This is a genomic window from Rhizobacter sp. P2_H3, from assembly GCF_056403355.1.
Genome location: NZ_JBFUFQ010000051.1, coordinates 1 through 15222, shown reverse-complemented (window position 1 = coordinate 15222; position 15222 = coordinate 1). Strand labels below are relative to the sequence as shown.

The 15222-nt window shown below is 67.6% G+C and carries 16 protein-coding genes; 5 read left to right on the top strand and 11 right to left on the bottom strand.

Going from position 1 to position 15222, the window contains the following annotated elements; translation table 11 throughout:
* Window positions 1-73: 73 nt before the first annotated feature.
* Complete coding sequence (locus AC1D1T_RS12430; protein WP_047511522.1) at window positions 74-775, bottom strand: RlmE family RNA methyltransferase; 702 nt, start codon at window positions 773-775, stop codon at window positions 74-76.
* Between the two features lie 33 nt (window positions 776-808).
* Here AC1D1T_RS12430 and AC1D1T_RS12425 point away from each other — a divergent pair, with 33 nt between their 5' ends.
* Window positions 809-1282, top strand: a complete 474-nt coding sequence (locus AC1D1T_RS12425) for a YhbY family RNA-binding protein (protein WP_047511520.1) — start codon at window positions 809-811, stop codon at window positions 1280-1282.
* A 5-nt stretch (window positions 1283-1287) separates the two neighbouring features.
* On the opposite strand, the gene AC1D1T_RS12420 is transcribed toward AC1D1T_RS12425, so the two are convergent.
* The 4 genes from AC1D1T_RS12420 to carA form a co-directional block, all read right to left on the bottom strand.
* On the bottom strand, window positions 1288-1737 hold the full coding sequence (locus AC1D1T_RS12420) for a DUF4149 domain-containing protein (protein ID WP_047511518.1): 450 nt from the start codon (window positions 1735-1737) through the stop codon (window positions 1288-1290).
* A gap of 4 nt (window positions 1738-1741) precedes the next feature.
* Window positions 1742-2218, bottom strand: coding sequence for a transcription elongation factor GreA (gene greA, locus AC1D1T_RS12415; protein WP_477843313.1), 477 nt, complete (start codon window positions 2216-2218; stop codon window positions 1742-1744).
* An 82-nt stretch (window positions 2219-2300) separates the two neighbouring features.
* Window positions 2301-5555: a carbamoyl-phosphate synthase large subunit gene (carB, locus tag AC1D1T_RS12410; protein WP_477991934.1), complete on the bottom strand. Its 3255-nt coding sequence runs from the start codon at window positions 5553-5555 to the stop codon at window positions 2301-2303.
* On the bottom strand, window positions 5548-6705 hold the full coding sequence (carA, locus tag AC1D1T_RS12405) for a glutamine-hydrolyzing carbamoyl-phosphate synthase small subunit (RefSeq protein ID WP_477828681.1): 1158 nt from the start codon (window positions 6703-6705) through the stop codon (window positions 5548-5550). The genes carB and carA overlap by 8 nt, the downstream gene beginning before the upstream one ends.
* Window positions 6706-7018: 313 nt before the next feature.
* Here carA and bfr point away from each other — a divergent pair, with 313 nt between their 5' ends.
* Both bfr and AC1D1T_RS12395 read left to right on the top strand, forming a co-directional pair.
* Window positions 7019-7498, top strand: a complete 480-nt coding sequence (gene bfr / locus AC1D1T_RS12400; RefSeq protein ID WP_477991933.1) for a bacterioferritin — start codon at window positions 7019-7021, stop codon at window positions 7496-7498.
* A gap of 121 nt (window positions 7499-7619) precedes the next feature.
* On the top strand, window positions 7620-7826 hold the full coding sequence (locus tag AC1D1T_RS12395) for a (2Fe-2S)-binding protein (RefSeq protein WP_052213119.1): 207 nt from the start codon (window positions 7620-7622) through the stop codon (window positions 7824-7826).
* Here the strand turns inward: AC1D1T_RS12395 and AC1D1T_RS12390 are convergent, their stop codons facing one another.
* Window positions 7827-8228 (bottom strand): GlcG/HbpS family heme-binding protein, encoded by a 402-nt coding sequence (locus AC1D1T_RS12390; RefSeq protein WP_047511508.1) that lies wholly within the window; start codon window positions 8226-8228, stop codon window positions 7827-7829.
* A 197-nt stretch (window positions 8229-8425) separates the two neighbouring features.
* Here AC1D1T_RS12390 and AC1D1T_RS12385 point away from each other — a divergent pair, with 197 nt between their 5' ends.
* Window positions 8426-9133 carry a Bax inhibitor-1/YccA family protein gene (locus AC1D1T_RS12385; RefSeq protein WP_052213048.1) on the top strand — a complete coding sequence of 236 codons (708 nt, stop codon included), beginning with the start codon at window positions 8426-8428 and terminating at the stop codon, window positions 9131-9133.
* Between the two features lie 65 nt (window positions 9134-9198).
* Here the strand turns inward: AC1D1T_RS12385 and rlmD are convergent, their stop codons facing one another.
* From rlmD to surE, 5 genes are read right to left on the bottom strand one after another with little or no spacing between them, the layout of a single operon-like run.
* Complete coding sequence (gene rlmD, locus AC1D1T_RS12380) at window positions 9199-10542, bottom strand: 23S rRNA (uracil(1939)-C(5))-methyltransferase RlmD (protein ID WP_477826656.1); 1344 nt, start codon at window positions 10540-10542, stop codon at window positions 9199-9201.
* Between the two features lie 30 nt (window positions 10543-10572).
* Complete coding sequence (gene rpoS, locus AC1D1T_RS12375; RefSeq protein ID WP_477826655.1) at window positions 10573-11631, bottom strand: RNA polymerase sigma factor RpoS; 1059 nt, start codon at window positions 11629-11631, stop codon at window positions 10573-10575.
* Between the two features lie 35 nt (window positions 11632-11666).
* The gene (locus tag AC1D1T_RS12370) at window positions 11667-12593 is read right to left on the bottom strand and encodes a peptidoglycan DD-metalloendopeptidase family protein (protein ID WP_477842448.1); all 927 of its coding nucleotides are present in this window, start codon (window positions 12591-12593) and stop codon (window positions 11667-11669) included.
* A 14-nt stretch (window positions 12594-12607) separates the two neighbouring features.
* On the bottom strand, window positions 12608-13414 hold the full coding sequence (locus AC1D1T_RS12365; protein ID WP_047588685.1) for a protein-L-isoaspartate(D-aspartate) O-methyltransferase: 807 nt from the start codon (window positions 13412-13414) through the stop codon (window positions 12608-12610).
* A complete protein-coding gene (gene surE, locus AC1D1T_RS12360) occupies window positions 13411-14166 on the bottom strand; it encodes a 5'/3'-nucleotidase SurE (RefSeq protein ID WP_047511503.1) in 756 nt (251 codons plus the stop codon). Before surE ends, AC1D1T_RS12365 begins: the two co-directional genes overlap by 4 nt.
* A gap of 97 nt (window positions 14167-14263) precedes the next feature.
* Here surE and AC1D1T_RS12355 point away from each other — a divergent pair.
* Window positions 14264-15222: NADPH:quinone oxidoreductase family protein (locus tag AC1D1T_RS12355; protein WP_477991932.1), on the top strand; the 959-nt coding region annotated here is incomplete at its 3' end.

Sequence of the window (15222 nt, the reverse complement as noted above, 5' to 3'; positions counted from 1 at the left end):
CAGCGCGAGCACAGGACGTGCCCAGCATCCACGGCATCTGGGGGCGATTCTAGTCCACGCAACCCATGCGGTTTCACGAACGCTTATCGACCTGAATCCCCGGATTCTTGAGACCGATGCCAACCAGGAAGGTTTCGGACGATTTGTCGCGCGAAGCCTTCGGTTTGATCGGTTTCACGACCCGGAAGGTTTTCTTGAAAATCTGGACCAATTGGCTGTGGCCGCTGCCGTGGAAAACCTTGCTGACCAGTGCGCCATTCGGCGTCAGATGGTTCTGCGCGAATTCGACCGCCAGTTCCACCAGGTGCTCCATGCGGGCCGCATCGGAACTCTCGATGCCCGACAGATTGGGCGCCATGTCGGAAATCACCACGTCGACCGGCCGGCCCGCCACCAGCTCGTGCAGCTGCGCCAGCACCGCATCCTCGCGGAAATCGCCCTGGAAGAAGACGACGCCTTCGATCGGCTCGATCGGCAGGATGTCGAGCGCGATGATGGTGCCGTTCAGTTCACCGGCGGCGGCGCCCCCGAGGCCGCCGACCTCCTTCGGCGCGAACTTGCGGCGCACGTACTGGCTCCAGGCCCCCGGCGCGGCGCCCAGGTCGACCACCAGCTGGCCCGGGCGGATCAGCTTGAGCTCCTCGTCGATCTCCTTCAGCTTGTAGGCCGCACGGGCGCGATATCCCTCTTTCTGGGCCAGCTTCACGTAGGTGTCGTTGAGGTGGTCGTGCAACCACGCCTTGTTGACTTTCTTGCTTTTTGTCTTGATTTTCATTGGCTTACGCTCACTGCAACCGATAATACCGAGATGCCTGCCATCGAACTGAATCCCGCCCAGCGCAAGGACAAGCGCGCTGAAGCCCACCACCTGAACCCGGTCGTCCTGATCGGTGGTGACGGCCTGACCCCTGCCGTGATCAAGGAAGCCGATGCCGCGCTGAATGCCCACGGATTGATCAAGATCCGTGTCTTCTCCGACGAGCGCGACACCCGCGAGGCCATCCTCGCGCAGCTGAGCGACCAGCTGAACGCCGCCCCGATCCAGCACATCGGCAAGCTGCTGGTGCTGTGGCGCCCGATTCCCCCGAAGGAAAAGGCCGAGCGCGAAGACCGCATGCCGGGTCCGCGCACCGTCAAGATCCTGAAGTTCTCGAAGAGCGGCAACCACCGCCCGCAGGTCAAGAAGCTCAAGGTGCTGGGCAACCAGCGCGTCGCCGCCGGCGGCGAGATCAAGCGCGCCAAGAAGCGCATCACCAGCCTGAAGAAGTCGGCGGCTGACTGAGCCTCTCAGGCCGGCTTGGCGCTGTTCAAGCGCCAGGCCAGCACCAGCAGCAGCAGCGCCTTGACGGCGTACAGGCTCATCGAGATGCCGTGCAGCGCGCCGAAGGACAGGCTGCCCTGCCCCGCCTTGGCCGCCGCCATCACCGGCTGCAACCCGAAGTAGCCGAGCACCGTGCAGAAGGCAACGGCCAGCAGCATCAACGCGTCCGCGCCCAGGATGCTGCGCCGCGTCTCCGTCATCTGCCAGATGCGGCGCAGCATCAGCAGCAGCAGCACGCTCAAGCCGAGGCTGAGGTACGCCTCCTGCATGAACATGCGACCGGCGATGCGCCCGGCGGTTTCAGGAAACGTGCTCGCGAAGCCGGCCGGCGCGCCGATGAAGCCCACGCCCAGCAGGACGCCGGCCCACAGGCCGGTCAGGAATCCCGCCGCGCGCTGCAGCTTCTGGGGTGTCATCACGTCAGACGTAGCGGACTTCGACGATCTCGTAGCTCTTGACGCCGCCCGGCGCCTGCACCTCGGCCACGTCGCCGGCCACCTTGCCGATCAACGCACGCGCGATCGGGGAGCCGATCGAGATGCGGCCTTCCTTCAGGTCGGCTTCATCCTCGCCGACGATCTGGTACGTGACGGGATTGCCGGTCTTCTCGTCCTCGAGTTCGACGGTGGCGCCGAACACCACGCGCCCTTCGGCATTCAGCGCCTTCGGGTCGATGATCTGCGCGGCGGCGAGCTTGCCTTCGATCTCGAGGATGCGGCCCTCGATGAAGCCCTGCTTGTCCTTCGCGGCCTCGTACTCGGCGTTCTCCGACAGGTCGCCCTGCGCACGCGCCTCGGCGATCGCCTGGATGACCGAATGGCGTTCCACCGTCTTCAGCCGATGCAGTTCTTCCTTGAGTTTTTCGGCACCGCGCACGGTGATGGGGATGGTCGTCATGGTGGAACCCTGGAGGCAAAAATGAAGCCGCCGCCCTCTCCCTTGCGGGAGGCCCGGCGGCGGCCGATGTGTTGCAGAAAGTTTAGTTCAGTTCGCGGTGCAGCTCTTGCAGGGAAAGCACGACCAGATCGTCCTGGTGCTTCATGCCTTCGACTGCGGCTTCGCAGCCGGCCATGCTGGTGTAGTAGGTCACCCGGTTGGCCAGCGCCGCCTGGCGGATATGGCGCGAATCGGCGATCGCCGTGCGCGTCTCGTCCACCGTCGTGAACACCAGCTGGATCTCGCCGGCCTTCACCATGTCGACGATGTGGGGGCGGCCGTCCTTGACCTTGTTGACCGCCTTCACCGGCACGCCGCCTTCGGCGATCGCCGCGGCCGTGCCCTTGGTCGCGACGACCTGGAAGCCGAGCTGGTGCAGGTCGCGCGCCACCACCACCGCACGCGCCTTGTCGCCGTTCTTCACGGTGATGCAGACGGTGCCGCGGTCGGGCAGCCGCGAACCGGCACCGAGCTGGCTCTTCAGCATCGCCTCGCCGAAGGTCCGGCCCGCGCCCATCACCTCGCCGGTGGAGCGCATCTCCGGGCCGAGGATCGGATCGACGCCGGGGAACTTGTTGAACGGGAACACCGCTTCCTTGACCGAGAAGTACGGCGGGATCACCTCGCGCGGCAGCTTGCCGTGGCGGTCCTTCTGGCTCGACAGCTTCTGGCCGACCATGCAGCGCGCCGCGATCTTCGCGAGCGGCTGGCCGGTGGCCTTCGAGACGAACGGCACCGTGCGCGACGCACGCGGGTTGACCTCGAGCACGTAGACGACCGCATCGGCGCCCTCGCCCTGGATCGCGAACTGCGTGTTCATCAGGCCCTTGACCTTCAGGGCCTTGGCCATCAGCACCGTCTGGCGGCGCAGTTCGTCCTGCAGGCTCTTCGGCAGCGAATACGGCGGCAGCGAGCAGGCCGAATCGCCGGAGTGGATGCCCGCCTGCTCGACGTGCTCCATGATGCCGCCGATCATCACCTCGTCGCCGTCGCTGATGCAGTCGACGTCGACCTCGATCGCGTCATCGAGGAAGCGGTCGAGCAGCACCGGCGACTTCTCCGACACCTTCACCGCTTCGCGCATGTAGCGCTCGAGGTCCTTCTCGCCGTGCACGATCTCCATCGCGCGGCCGCCCAGCACGTAGCTCGGGCGCACCACCAGCGGGTAGCCGATCTCGGCGGCCAGCGTCTTCGCGGCCTCCTCGGTGCGCGCGGTGCGGTTCGGCGGCTGCTTCAGGCCGAGCTCGTGCAGCAGCTTCTGGAAGCGCTCGCGGTCTTCGGCGATGTCGATGCTGTCGGGCGAGGTGCCGACGATCGGCACGCCGGCGCGCTCGAGATCGAGCGCCAGCTTCAGCGGCGTCTGGCCGCCGTACTGCACGATCACGCCGACCGGCTTTTCCTTCGCGACGATCTCCAGCACGTCTTCCAGCGTCACCGGCTCGAAGTACAGGCGATCGGACGTGTCGTAGTCGGTCGACACGGTCTCGGGGTTGCAGTTGACCATGATGGTCTCGTAGCCGTCCTCGCGCATCGCGAGCGCGGCATGCACGCAGCAGTAGTCGAACTCGATGCCCTGGCCGATGCGGTTCGGGCCACCGCCCAGCACCATGATCTTCTTGCGATCGGTCGGCTCGGCCTCGCATTCCTCGTCGTAGGTCGAGTACATGTACGCGGTCTGCGTCGAGAACTCGGCGGCGCAGGTGTCCACGCGCTTGTAGACCGGGCGCACGTTCTGCGCCCAGCGGGCCTCGCGGACCTCGTGCTGGTGCGTGCCCAGCAGCTTGGCCAGGCGCCGGTCGGAGAAGCCCTTCTGCTTCAGGAAGCGAAGTTCTTCGGTCGACAGGCTCGCGACCGTGCGGCCGGCGAGCGCCTGCTCGAGCTTGATGAGCTGCTGGATCTGCGCGAGGAACCACGGGTCGATCGCGGTCTCCTCGAAGACCTCCTGCAGGCTCATGCCGATGCGGAACGCGTCGCCGACATACAGGATGCGCTCGGGGCCGGCCTCGCCGATCTCGGCAATGATCTCGTCGCGGTCCGTGCTGCGTTCCGTCAGCCCGTCGATGCCGGTCTCGAGACCGCGCAGCGCCTTCTGGAAGCTCTCCTGGAAGGTGCGGCCCATCGCCATCACCTCGCCGACCGACTTCATCTGCGTCGTCAGGCGCGAATCGGCGGCCGGGAACTTCTCGAACGCGAAGCGCGGGATCTTCGTGACGACGTAGTCGATGCTCGGCTCGAACGACGCCGGGGTCGCGCCGCCGGTGATGTCGTTGCGCAGTTCATCGAGCGTGTAGCCCACCGCCAGCTTGGCGGCAACCTTCGCGATCGGGAAGCCGGTGGCCTTCGAGGCCAGCGCCGACGAGCGGCTCACGCGCGGGTTCATCTCGATCACGACCATGCGGCCATTGACCGGGTTGATCGAGAACTGCACGTTCGAGCCGCCGGTGTCGACGCCGATCTCGCGCAGGATCGCGACGCTCGCGTTGCGCAGCAGCTGGTATTCCTTGTCGGTCAGCGTCTGCGCCGGCGCCACCGTGATCGAGTCGCCGGTGTGGATGCCCATCGGGTCGAGGTTCTCGATCGAGCAGACGATGATGCAGTTGTCGGCGCGGTCGCGCACGACTTCCATCTCGTACTCTTTCCAGCCGATCAGGCTTTCCTCGATCAGCAGTTCCTTGGTCGGCGACAGGTCGAGGCCGCGCTTGCAGATCTCCTCGAACTCTTCCGGGTTGTAGGCGATGCCGCCGCCGGTGCCGCCGAGCGTGAAGCTCGGGCGGATCACCATCGGGAAGCCCGTGCCGCCGATCTCGGCGGTGATGCGCTTCTGCACGGAGAGCGCTTCTTCCATCGAGTGGGCGATGCCAGAGCGCGCCGAATGCAGGCCGATGCCGGTCATCGCGTCCTTGAACTTCAGGCGGTCCTCGGCCTTCTCGATCGCCTTCTCGTTCGCGCCGATCATCTCGACGCCGTACTTCGCGAGCACGCCGTGCTTGTGCAGGTCGAGCGCGCAGTTCAGCGCGGTCTGGCCGCCCATCGTCGGCAGCACCGCATCCGGGCGCTCCTTCGCGATGATCTTCTCGACCACCTGCCAGGTGATCGGCTCGATGTAGGTGACGTCGGCCATCTCCGGGTCGGTCATGATCGTCGCCGGATTGCTGTTGACGAGGATGACCTTGTAGCCCTCTTCGCGCAGTGCCTTGCAGGCCTGAGCGCCGGAGTAGTCGAACTCGCAGGCCTGGCCGATGATGATCGGACCGGCCCCGATGATGAGGATGGATTGGAGGTCGGCGCGCTTAGGCATTGTTCTTCTCCATCATGGCCGTGAAGCGGTCGAACAGGTAGCCGATGTCATGGGGTCCCGGGGAGGCCTCTGGATGGCCCTGGAAGCAGAAAGCGGGTTTGTCGGTGCGCGCCAGGCCCTGCAGCGTGCCGTCGAACAGGCTGACGTGCGTGGGGCGCAGGTTGGCGGGCAGGGTCTTCTCGTCGACCGCGAAGCCGTGGTTCTGGCTCGTGATGCTGACGCGGCCGTTGTCGAGGTCCTTCACCGGGTGGTTCGCGCCGTGGTGGCCGAACTTCATCTTGAAGGTCTTCGCGCCGGAGGCCAGCGCGAGGATCTGGTGGCCCAGGCAGATGCCGAAGGTCGGGATGCCGGTGTCGATCAGCGTGCGCGTCGCGGCGATCGCGTAGTCGCAGGGCTCGGGGTCGCCGGGGCCGTTGCTGAGGAAGATGCCGTCGGGCTTGTACGCGAGCACCTCGGCGGCCGGGGTCTGCGCCGGCACCACGGTCACCTTGCAGCCGCGGCTGGCGAGCATGCGCAGGATGTTGCGCTTGACGCCGTAGTCGTAGGCCACCACGTGGAAGCGCGGATCCTTCAGCGTGCCGTAGCCCTGGCCGAGCGTCCATTCGGTCTCGGTCCAGTCGTAGGGCTTGGTCTCGCTGACCACCTTGGCCAGGTCGAGCCCGGCCATGCTGGGCGCGGCCTTGGCCTTGGCGATGGCATCGTTGCGGATCGCATCGGTCACCACCTGGCCGGCGGCCAGCGTGACGATGCAGCCGTTCTGCGCGCCGCGGGTGCGCAGCACGCGGGTCAGGCGGCGGGTGTCGATGTTGGCGATGGCCACCGTGCCTTCGCGTTGCAGGTACTGCGCCAGCGTCATGGTCTGGCGGAAGTTCGACGCGAGCAACGGCAGGTCCTTGATGATCAGGCCGGCCGCGAACACGCGGCTGGCTTCCACATCCTCATCGTTGACACCGTAGTTGCCGATGTGCGGATAGGTCAGCGTGACGATCTGGCGGCAGTAGCTCGGGTCGGTCAGGATTTCCTGATAGCCGGTCAGCGCGGTGTTGAACACCACTTCGCCGATGGTCTCGCCGGGCGCACCGATCGAGACGCCCTGAAAGACAGTTCCGTCCGCGAGTGCCAGCAGAGCCTGTCCTGGGTTTGTCAGCAGTTGAGGCGGCACACGTATCTCCGTTGGTGCGCGCCCAGCTCTGCTCATCTCGAGCGTCGGACCGGGGAGAAAACTGGGGGAGTTTTCGACAGGAAACGGCGAGGGTTTCGCTGGGGCGGGCGGGTTGCAGGTAAACCGCGGGATTATAGACGAGCTTCGAGGGTTGACCCTGAGCCGCGCAGGCATCACACGAATGCGAGCGATTGCCGCTTGCAACGCGAGCACATCGCTCGGATTTGCGCTTCGTTGCGGGCTGTTCGGCTCTGATAATGCGCGCTGATCCGACCTCTCACCCAACAAGAAGGAGCCACACATGAAGGGCGACCCGAAAGTCATCGAACACCTGAACGCGCAGCTGAAGAACGAGCTCACCGCGATCAACCAGTACTTCCTGCACTACCGGATGCTGAAGCACTGGGGCCTCGACAAGCTCGCAGCCAAGGAATACGCCGAGTCGATCGGCGAGATGAAGCATGCCGACCAGCTGATGACGCGCATCTTCACGCTCGACGGGCTGCCGAACCTGCAGGACCTGGGCAAGCTGATGGTCGGCGAGGACACCGTCGAGATCCTGCAATGCGACCTGAAGTCCGAACAGGGCGCGCAGGCCACCATCAAGGACGGCATCGCCCACTGCGAGACGGTGCGCGACTACGTCTCGCGCGACCTGCTGCAGGGCATCCTCGACGACACCGAGGAGCACATCGACTACCTGGAGACGCAGCTCGACCTGGTGGACAAGGTCGGCCTGCAGAACTACCTCCAGTCACAAATGGGTGAAGTCGAGGCCTGAGCCCCCGTGACCGATTCCTCGCACCCCCGCGGTGCGGGGATGTCCCCGGCCTTGAGTTGCGAATCGTTCTTGTTTAAGATGCACCCCATCGGCCCTCGCTCGGCGGCCGGGAGTGCATCTGATGATCGTGTGTGTCTGCGAACGCGTATCCGACAGGGACATCGAACGGCATGTTCGCGGTGGCTGCGACAGCTTTGATTCGCTGCAGCTGGAAACCGGCGTCGCCACCTGCTGCGGGCGCTGCGAAGACTGCGCCCGCGAGGTGTTCGAGACCGCCACCGGCGCGCAAGGCGGCATGGCGATCATCCCGCTGAAGATCGCTGCCTGATCAGAGCGCGGCGATCCCTGCCTTCGCGACCTGCACGTCCTCGCTCGATTTCACGCCGCTGACACCGACTGCGCCCACGCACTGGCCCTGCACCAGGATCGGCACGCCGCCTTCGAGCATGCCCTCCAGCGTCGGTGCGCTCAGGAACGCGCTGCGGCCCTGGTTGATCATGTCCTCGTAGACCTTGCTCTCGCGCCGGCCGACCGCCGCGGTGCGGGCCTTGCCCGGGGCGATGTGCGACGAGATCGGCGCGGCGCCGTCCAGCCGCTGCAGCCACAGCAGGTGCCCGCCGTCATCGACGATCGCGATCGTCACGGCCCATTGGTTCTTCAAGGCCTCGGCCTCGGCGGCGGCGGCGATGCGCTTCACGTCGTCGAGGGTCAACACGGGTTTGCTGTTCATGCGCAGGGGCAGGAGTTGGGAAAGCCGCACTGTAGTGCGTCACGCCGGCCGCCACCAAGGCCTGCCCGGGCAGATCACCCCTGCGCCGGCGCCAACGAATCCACGGGCGGTCTTCATGTCCGCTCATGTCACGTGTAACCGGGAACTACAATGCGCCGTCCGGGTCCACACCCCTGGTTCCACCCCCTGGAGGATTCATGAACGACAACCTGCAAGCCGCCTACGGCGACTACCTCGGCTCGGTTCCGAGCGCTGAACAGCGCAACCGGGTTCTTCGCAACACCTACTGGATGCTGGCACTGTCGATGGTGCCGACCGTCATCGGCGCCTGGGCCGGCATGGCCTTCGGCTTCGCCGACGTCGCGCGTGCCAGCCCGTTCATGACGCTGGCGCTGTTCTTCGGCGGCGCGATCGCGTTCTTCTTCGCGATCGACAAGACCAAGAATTCGCCGACCGGCGTCGTGCTGCTGCTGGCCTTCACGTTCTTCATGGGCGTGATGCTGTCACTGACGATCGGGCGCGTGCTCGGCAGCTACAAGAACGGCGGCCAGCTGATCATGATGGCCTTCGGCGGCACCTCGGTGGTGTTCATCTCGATGGCGACGCTGGCCACGACCATCAAGCGTGACATCTCCAGCTGGGGCAAGTTCCTGATGGTCGGCGTGATCGGCCTGATCGTCGCGAGCATCGCCAACATCTGGCTGCAGATGCCGGCGCTGTCGCTGACCGTGTCGGCCCTCGCGGTCGTGATCTTCTCGGCCTTCATGCTGTACGACCTGAAGCGCGTGGTCGACGGCGGCGAGACGAACTACGTGACCGCGACGCTCGCGATCTACCTGGATGTCTACAACGTCTTCGTCAGCCTGCTGAACATCCTCGGCATCTTCGGCGGCGACCGCGAATAAGCGCATCCGCTGACCGCGCAAGAAAAAGGGCCCTCCGGGGCCCTTTCGCTTTTTGGTGCTGCCGATCAGCCCCGCTCGAACACCGCCATGCTCTCCACATGCGCCGTGTGCGGGAACATGTTCACCGCGCCGGCCGCCGTGCAGCGGTAGCCCGCCTGATGCACCAGCAGCCCGGCATCGCGCGCCAGCGTCGCCGGGTTGCAGCTCACGTAGACGATGCGCTGCGGCGGCACGAATCCGGGCGCCAGCGCCGGATCCGCATGCAGGTCGGCCAGCGCCTTCGCGAGCGCGAACGCCCCTTCGCGCGGCGGATCGACCAGCCATTTCTGCGCATTGCCATACCCGGCCAGTTCGGCCGGCGTGATCTCGAACAGGTTGCGCGCGACGAACGAGGTCTTGTGCGCGAGCCGGTTCACCTGCGCGTTCTCGCGCGAGCGCGCCACCAGCGATTCGCTGCCTTCGATGCCGAGCACCTCGCGCGCCTGCGTCGCGATCGGCAGCGTGAAATTGCCGAGCCCGCAGAACCAGTCGATCACCCGCTCGTCGACCCCGGCCGCGAGCAGCTTCAGCGCCCGCGACACCAGCACCTGGTTGATCTGGTGGTTGACCTGCGTGAAGTCGGTCGGCTTGAACGGCATCGTGATGCCGAACTCCGGCAGGTCGTAGGCGAGTGGCGGGCCGTCCGCATCGAGCAGTTGAACCGTGTCCGGCCCCTTGGGCTGCAGCCACCACTGGATGCCATGCGCCGCCGCGAACTCGCGCAGGCGCTGCAGGTCGCCGCCGCTCAGCGGCTCGAGGTGCCGCAGCACCAGCGCCGTGACCTCGCTGCCGATCGCCACCTCGATCTGCGGCAGCCGATCACGCTGGTCCATCGCGCCGATCAGCGTGCGCAGCGGCAGCAGCAGATCGCTCAGGTGACGCGGCAACACCTCGCAGCTGTCCATGTCGGCCACATAGCTGGACTTGCGCTCGTGGAAGCCCACCAGCACCGTGCCCTTCTTGACGACGTGGCGCACCGACAGGCGCGCCCGGTAGCGGTAGCCCCAGGCCGGCCCCTCGATCGGCCGCAGCACGCGCTCGGCCTTCGTCTTGCCGAGGTGCCACAGCGCGTCTTCGAGCGCCCGCTGCTTGGTCGCGACCTGCGCGCCCACATGGAAGTGCTGCATCTTGCAGCCGCCGCAGGTGCCGAAATGCCGGCACGCCGGCGTCACGCGCTGCGAGCTCTCGCGGCGCAGCGCCGTCATCGTCGCCTGCTCCCAGTTGTTCTTGCGGCGCCCCACGCTGACCTGGACCTGCTCACCGGGCAATGCGCCCTCGATGAACACCACCTTGCCTTCCGCGTTGTGCGCCACGCCTTGCGCTTCGAGGTCGAGGGACTCGACCGTCAGCCATTCATCGCTTGCTGTCATTCCGCGATTGTCTCAGCACCGCAGGGGTGCCTAGAAAATCGAGTCGCGATCGATCCCGCTGCGCGCCATGCGGCGCTTGAGCTTCACCAGCGCCTCCTGCTGGATCTGCCGGATGCGCTCGCGCGTCAGGCCCAGCCGCTCGGCCAGCACCTCCAGCGTCTCGGGTTCGCGGTCGCGCAGGCCGTAGCGGCCCGACAGCACCTCGCGCTCGCGCTCGTTCAGCTCGTCCAGGCCGTGCTGCAGCAGCACGTCGATCTCGTGGTTCAGCGTGGTCGACAGCGGATCGCTCGCGCCTTCGTCGGCCACGCTGTCGATCATCGATTCGGAGTTCTCGCGGTCGATCGGCGCGTCGAGCGAGGCCGGCAGCTCGGCGAACTTCAGCAGCTCGCTCACCTCCTGCACCGGCCGGCCGACGCGCTGCGCGATGTCCTCGACCCGCACCGGCTTGTCGGTGCCGTCGCCATGCGTGCCGTCGGCCTCGAGCGCGCGGCGCGCCTTCAGCACATGATTGAGCTCGCGCACCACGTGCACCGGCAGCCGCACCAGCCGGGCCTGGTGCATGATCGCGCGCTCGATGCTCTGGCGGATCCACCATGAGGAGTAGGTCGAGAAGCGGAAGCCGCGCTCCGGCTCGAACTTGCTGATCGCATGCATCAGCCCGAGGTTGCCCTCCTCGATCAGGTCGGTCATCGGCAGGCCGCGCCCGAGGTAGTTCTTCGCGATGCTGACCACCAGCCGCAGGTTGCGCTCGATCATCGACTGGCGCGCACTGAAATCGCCGGCGCGGGCCCGCGTCGCGGTGTCGAATTCTTCCTGCGGCGTCAGCAGCGGCGCGCGGCGGATGTCGCGCAGGTAGGTCTGCAGCGTGTTGCCGACCTCGCCCTCGCCCGCCGCGATCTCGATCACCGGACGCACGTCGTCGGACGGCAGCTCGGCGTGGTCGTGCGGATCACCCTGCGGATCGGCCTCGGCTGCGGATTCCACCGGCTCGGCCTGCGCCGCGTCCACCTTCAGCGCCGGCAGCGGCGGCCGCGCACCGGTGTCATGGCCCAGCGCATGCCCGTTCAGTGTGCTGCGCTTCTTGACCATGCTGTTGCCCGGGCTGGTGGAAGGTGGGCCGCGCCTCAGCGTGGCGGCAGGAGCTTGGCGGGATCGATCGGCCTGCCGAGCTTGCGGATCTCGAAGTGCAGCGCCACCCGGTCGGAATCGGTGGCGCCCATCTCGGCGATCTTCTGGCCGCGGCGCACGGTCTGGTCTTCCTTGACCAGCAGCGCCTGGTTGTGCGCGTAGGCCGTCAGGAAGGTGTTGTTGTGCTTCAGGATCACGAGGTTGCCGTAGCCGCGCAGGCCGGAGCCGGCGTAGACGACGCGGCCATCGGCGGCCGCCAGCACCGGGTCGCCGGGCTTGCCGGAGATCGACAGGCCCTTGCTGCGCACGTCGTCGAAGCCGGCCACCACCGCACCGGTGGCGGGCCACTGCCAGTTGATGTCGTCGTCATCGCGCGCGGCGGGCGGCGTGGCGGCCGGGGCCGTGGCAATCGCGACCGGCGTCGTGGCGGCCGAAGCCCCCGACGCGGGCCGCGGCGCATCGAGCGGCTTCACGTCGACCTTTGCAGCCGTCACGCCGCGCGTGGCCACCGCATTCGGGTCGGCACCCGGCGGCACGACGCGCAGCACCTGGCCGACCTCGATGACGTTCGGGTTGTCGAGGTTGTTCCACTTGATCAGGTCTTTCCAGTTCTGGCCGGTCTCGAGCCCGATGCGGATCATCGTGTCGCCCGGCTTCACCGAATAGAAGCCCGGCTTGCCGGCGTTCTCGGCGCCGGGCAGCGGCTTCACGGCCTCCGGCGTGCCGACCACCGGTGCCGGTGTCGCGACCGCCGTACCGCCGGCCGTCGTGACCGGCGCCCGCGTGCCACCACGATCCTCGACCGGCGCGTGGTACTTCGGCGACGAACAGGCCGCGAGGGCAAGCGCCGCCAGCACGATCGCGATCGCTCGGGGGCCGGTCGAATGGCGGCGCGCGGCCGCGGGAGTCGAGGTGCTTGCCATCACTGCCACTGTCATCAATCCGTTCCTGATTTTAGGGGGACGAACAGCACGGCCTCATGAACCGCGCGCTCGTATCCACCCTCTGTTCTGTCGACCACCACCAGCACCTGGCCCTGCCCTGCAGCCCGCTGCACCGGGGCCACCAGACGGCCGCCGACGGCCAGTTGATCGAGCCAGGCCTGCGGCAGATTGTCGCCGCCGGCCGCCGAGATGATGCTGTCGTACGGCGCGTTCGGCGGGTGGCCCCGCATCCCGTCACCATACACCAGCCGGATGTCCGTCAAGCGCAACGGCGCCAGCAGCTCGCGCGCCTTGTCGTGCAGCGGCTTGAGCCGCTCCACCGACAGCACCTGCCGCGACAGCTGCGCGAGCACCGCCGCCTGGTAGCCGCAGCCGGTGCCGATCTCCAGCGTGCGGCCCAGCGTGCGCCGCGTGCGTGCGGCGGGGCTCGCCATCAGCAGCTCGATCATGCGCGCCACCACCGAGGGCTTGGAGATGGTCTGCCCGAGGCCGATCGGCAGGCTGGTGTCTTCATAGGCCTGGTTGACCAGCGCCGTGTCGACGAAGGCATGGCGCGGCACGCGGGCCATCGCGCCGAGTACCAGTTCGTCGCGCACGCCGCCACCGCGCAGCCGGTCGACCATGCGCTGGCGCACGCCGGCCGAATCGAGGCCGAGGCCGGTCGGCACCGCGCGCTGCGTGGCGGCGGCCGCCGCCTGCTGCACCGGCCGCTGCGGCCGCAGCACCTCGCGGCCCTTGGCCGGCGGCGCGAGCCGATCGAGTTGCAGCGGAAACTTCGGTCGCTTCGGCGCTTCGCTCATGAACCCACCGCCTGCGACCACTGCCGCCACGCGGGCAGCCGGGCGTGATCGGTCAGGTCGACCTGCAGCGGCGTGATCGACACGCAGCCGTTCGCGGTGGCGTGGAAATCGGTGCCCTCGCCGGCCTCGCGCGCATCGCCGGCCGGCCCGATCCAGTAGATCGGCTCGCCGCGCGGGTTCTGCTGGCAGATCACCGGCTCGCTCGCATGCCGGCGGCCCAGCCGCGTGATGCGGCGCGGCAGCTCGATCGCATCGGGCCGGTTCGGGATGTTGACGTTGAGCAGCCACGCGCCCGGCGCCGGCGGGTTCGCGAGCACCTGCTCGACCAGCGAGCGCGCGAGCCGCGCGGCGGCATCGACCTGCGCCCAGCCTTTCTCGACCTGCGAGAACGCGATCGCCGGGATGCCGAACAGGAAGCCTTCCATCGCGGCTGCCACCGTGCCGGAATAGAGCGTGTCGTCGCCCATGTTGGCGCCGTTGTTGATGCCCGAGAGCACCAGGTCGGGCCGGCGCGGCAGCAGCCCGGTCAGCGCGACGTGGACGCAGTCGGACGGCGTGCCGTTGATGTAGCGGAAGCCGTTGGCGGCGGTGAAGGCCGACAGCGGCCGGTGCAGCGTCAGCGAGTTCGAGGTGCCGCTCGCGTTCTGCTCCGGTGCCACCACGTCGATCTCGCCGAGCCCTTCGCAGGCTTTCACCAGGGCCGCAAGGCCGGGGGCGAGGTAGCCGTCGTCGTTGGCGATCAGAATGCGCATCGGGCGATTGTAGGGATGTGGGAAGCCGTCACCTGCGCGACGCACGCCGGCGAGCGGCCTGCCTATCATCCGGCGCCACATTCAAGGAGACGACCCCATGCAAGCCTGGCTGTGCGAGAACCCCATCGGCCCCGAAGCGCTGACCTGGAAGGAACTGCCCACGCCGCAGCCCGCGGCCGGCGAGGTGCGCGTCGCGATCCGCGCCGCGAGCCTGAACTTCCCGGACCTGCTGATCGTCCAGAACAAGTACCAGATCAAGCCGCCGCTGCCCTTCGTGCCCGGTGCCGAATACGCCGGCGTGGTCGATGCGGTCGGCGAAGGCGTCAAGCACCTCAAGGTCGGCGATGCGGTCGCCGCGTTCGCCGGCACCGGTGGTTTCGCGACGCATGCCTGCGTGAACGCCGCGCTGCTGATGCCGCTGCCACCGGGCTTCGCGTTCGAGGACGCGGCCGCCTTCCTGTGCACCTACGGCACCACGCACCATGCGCTGATGGACCGCGCGGCGCTGCAGCCGGGCGAGACCGTGCTGGTGCTCGGCGCGGCCGGCGGCGTCGGCAGCGCGGCGATCCAGATCGCGAAGGCGGCGGGCGCACGCGTGATCGCCGCCGCGTCCAGCGACGAGAAGTGCGCCTTCTGCAAGCAGCTCGGCGCCGACGAGACCATCAACTACAGCCGTGGCCAGCTGCGCGAGGAGCTGAAGGCGCTGACGCAAGGCAAGGGGCCCGACGTGGTCTACGACCCGGTCGGCGGCGACCTGGCCGAACCGGTGTTCCGCTCGATCGCCTGGCGCGGCCGCTACCTGGTGATCGGCTTCGCGCAGGGCGGCATCCCGGCGCTGCCGCTGAACCTGGCGCTGCTGAAGGGTGCGTCCATCGTCGGCGTGTTCTGGGGCGAGTTCGCGCGCCGCGAGCCGAAGAACAATGCCCGCGCGCTGGCCGAGCTGGCCGGCTGGTATGCGCAGGGCAGGATCAAGCCGGCGATCGATCGCACGCTGCCGATGAGCGCGCTGTCGGATGCGTTCACCCGCATGGGCAGCCGGCAGGTGCAGGGCAAGAT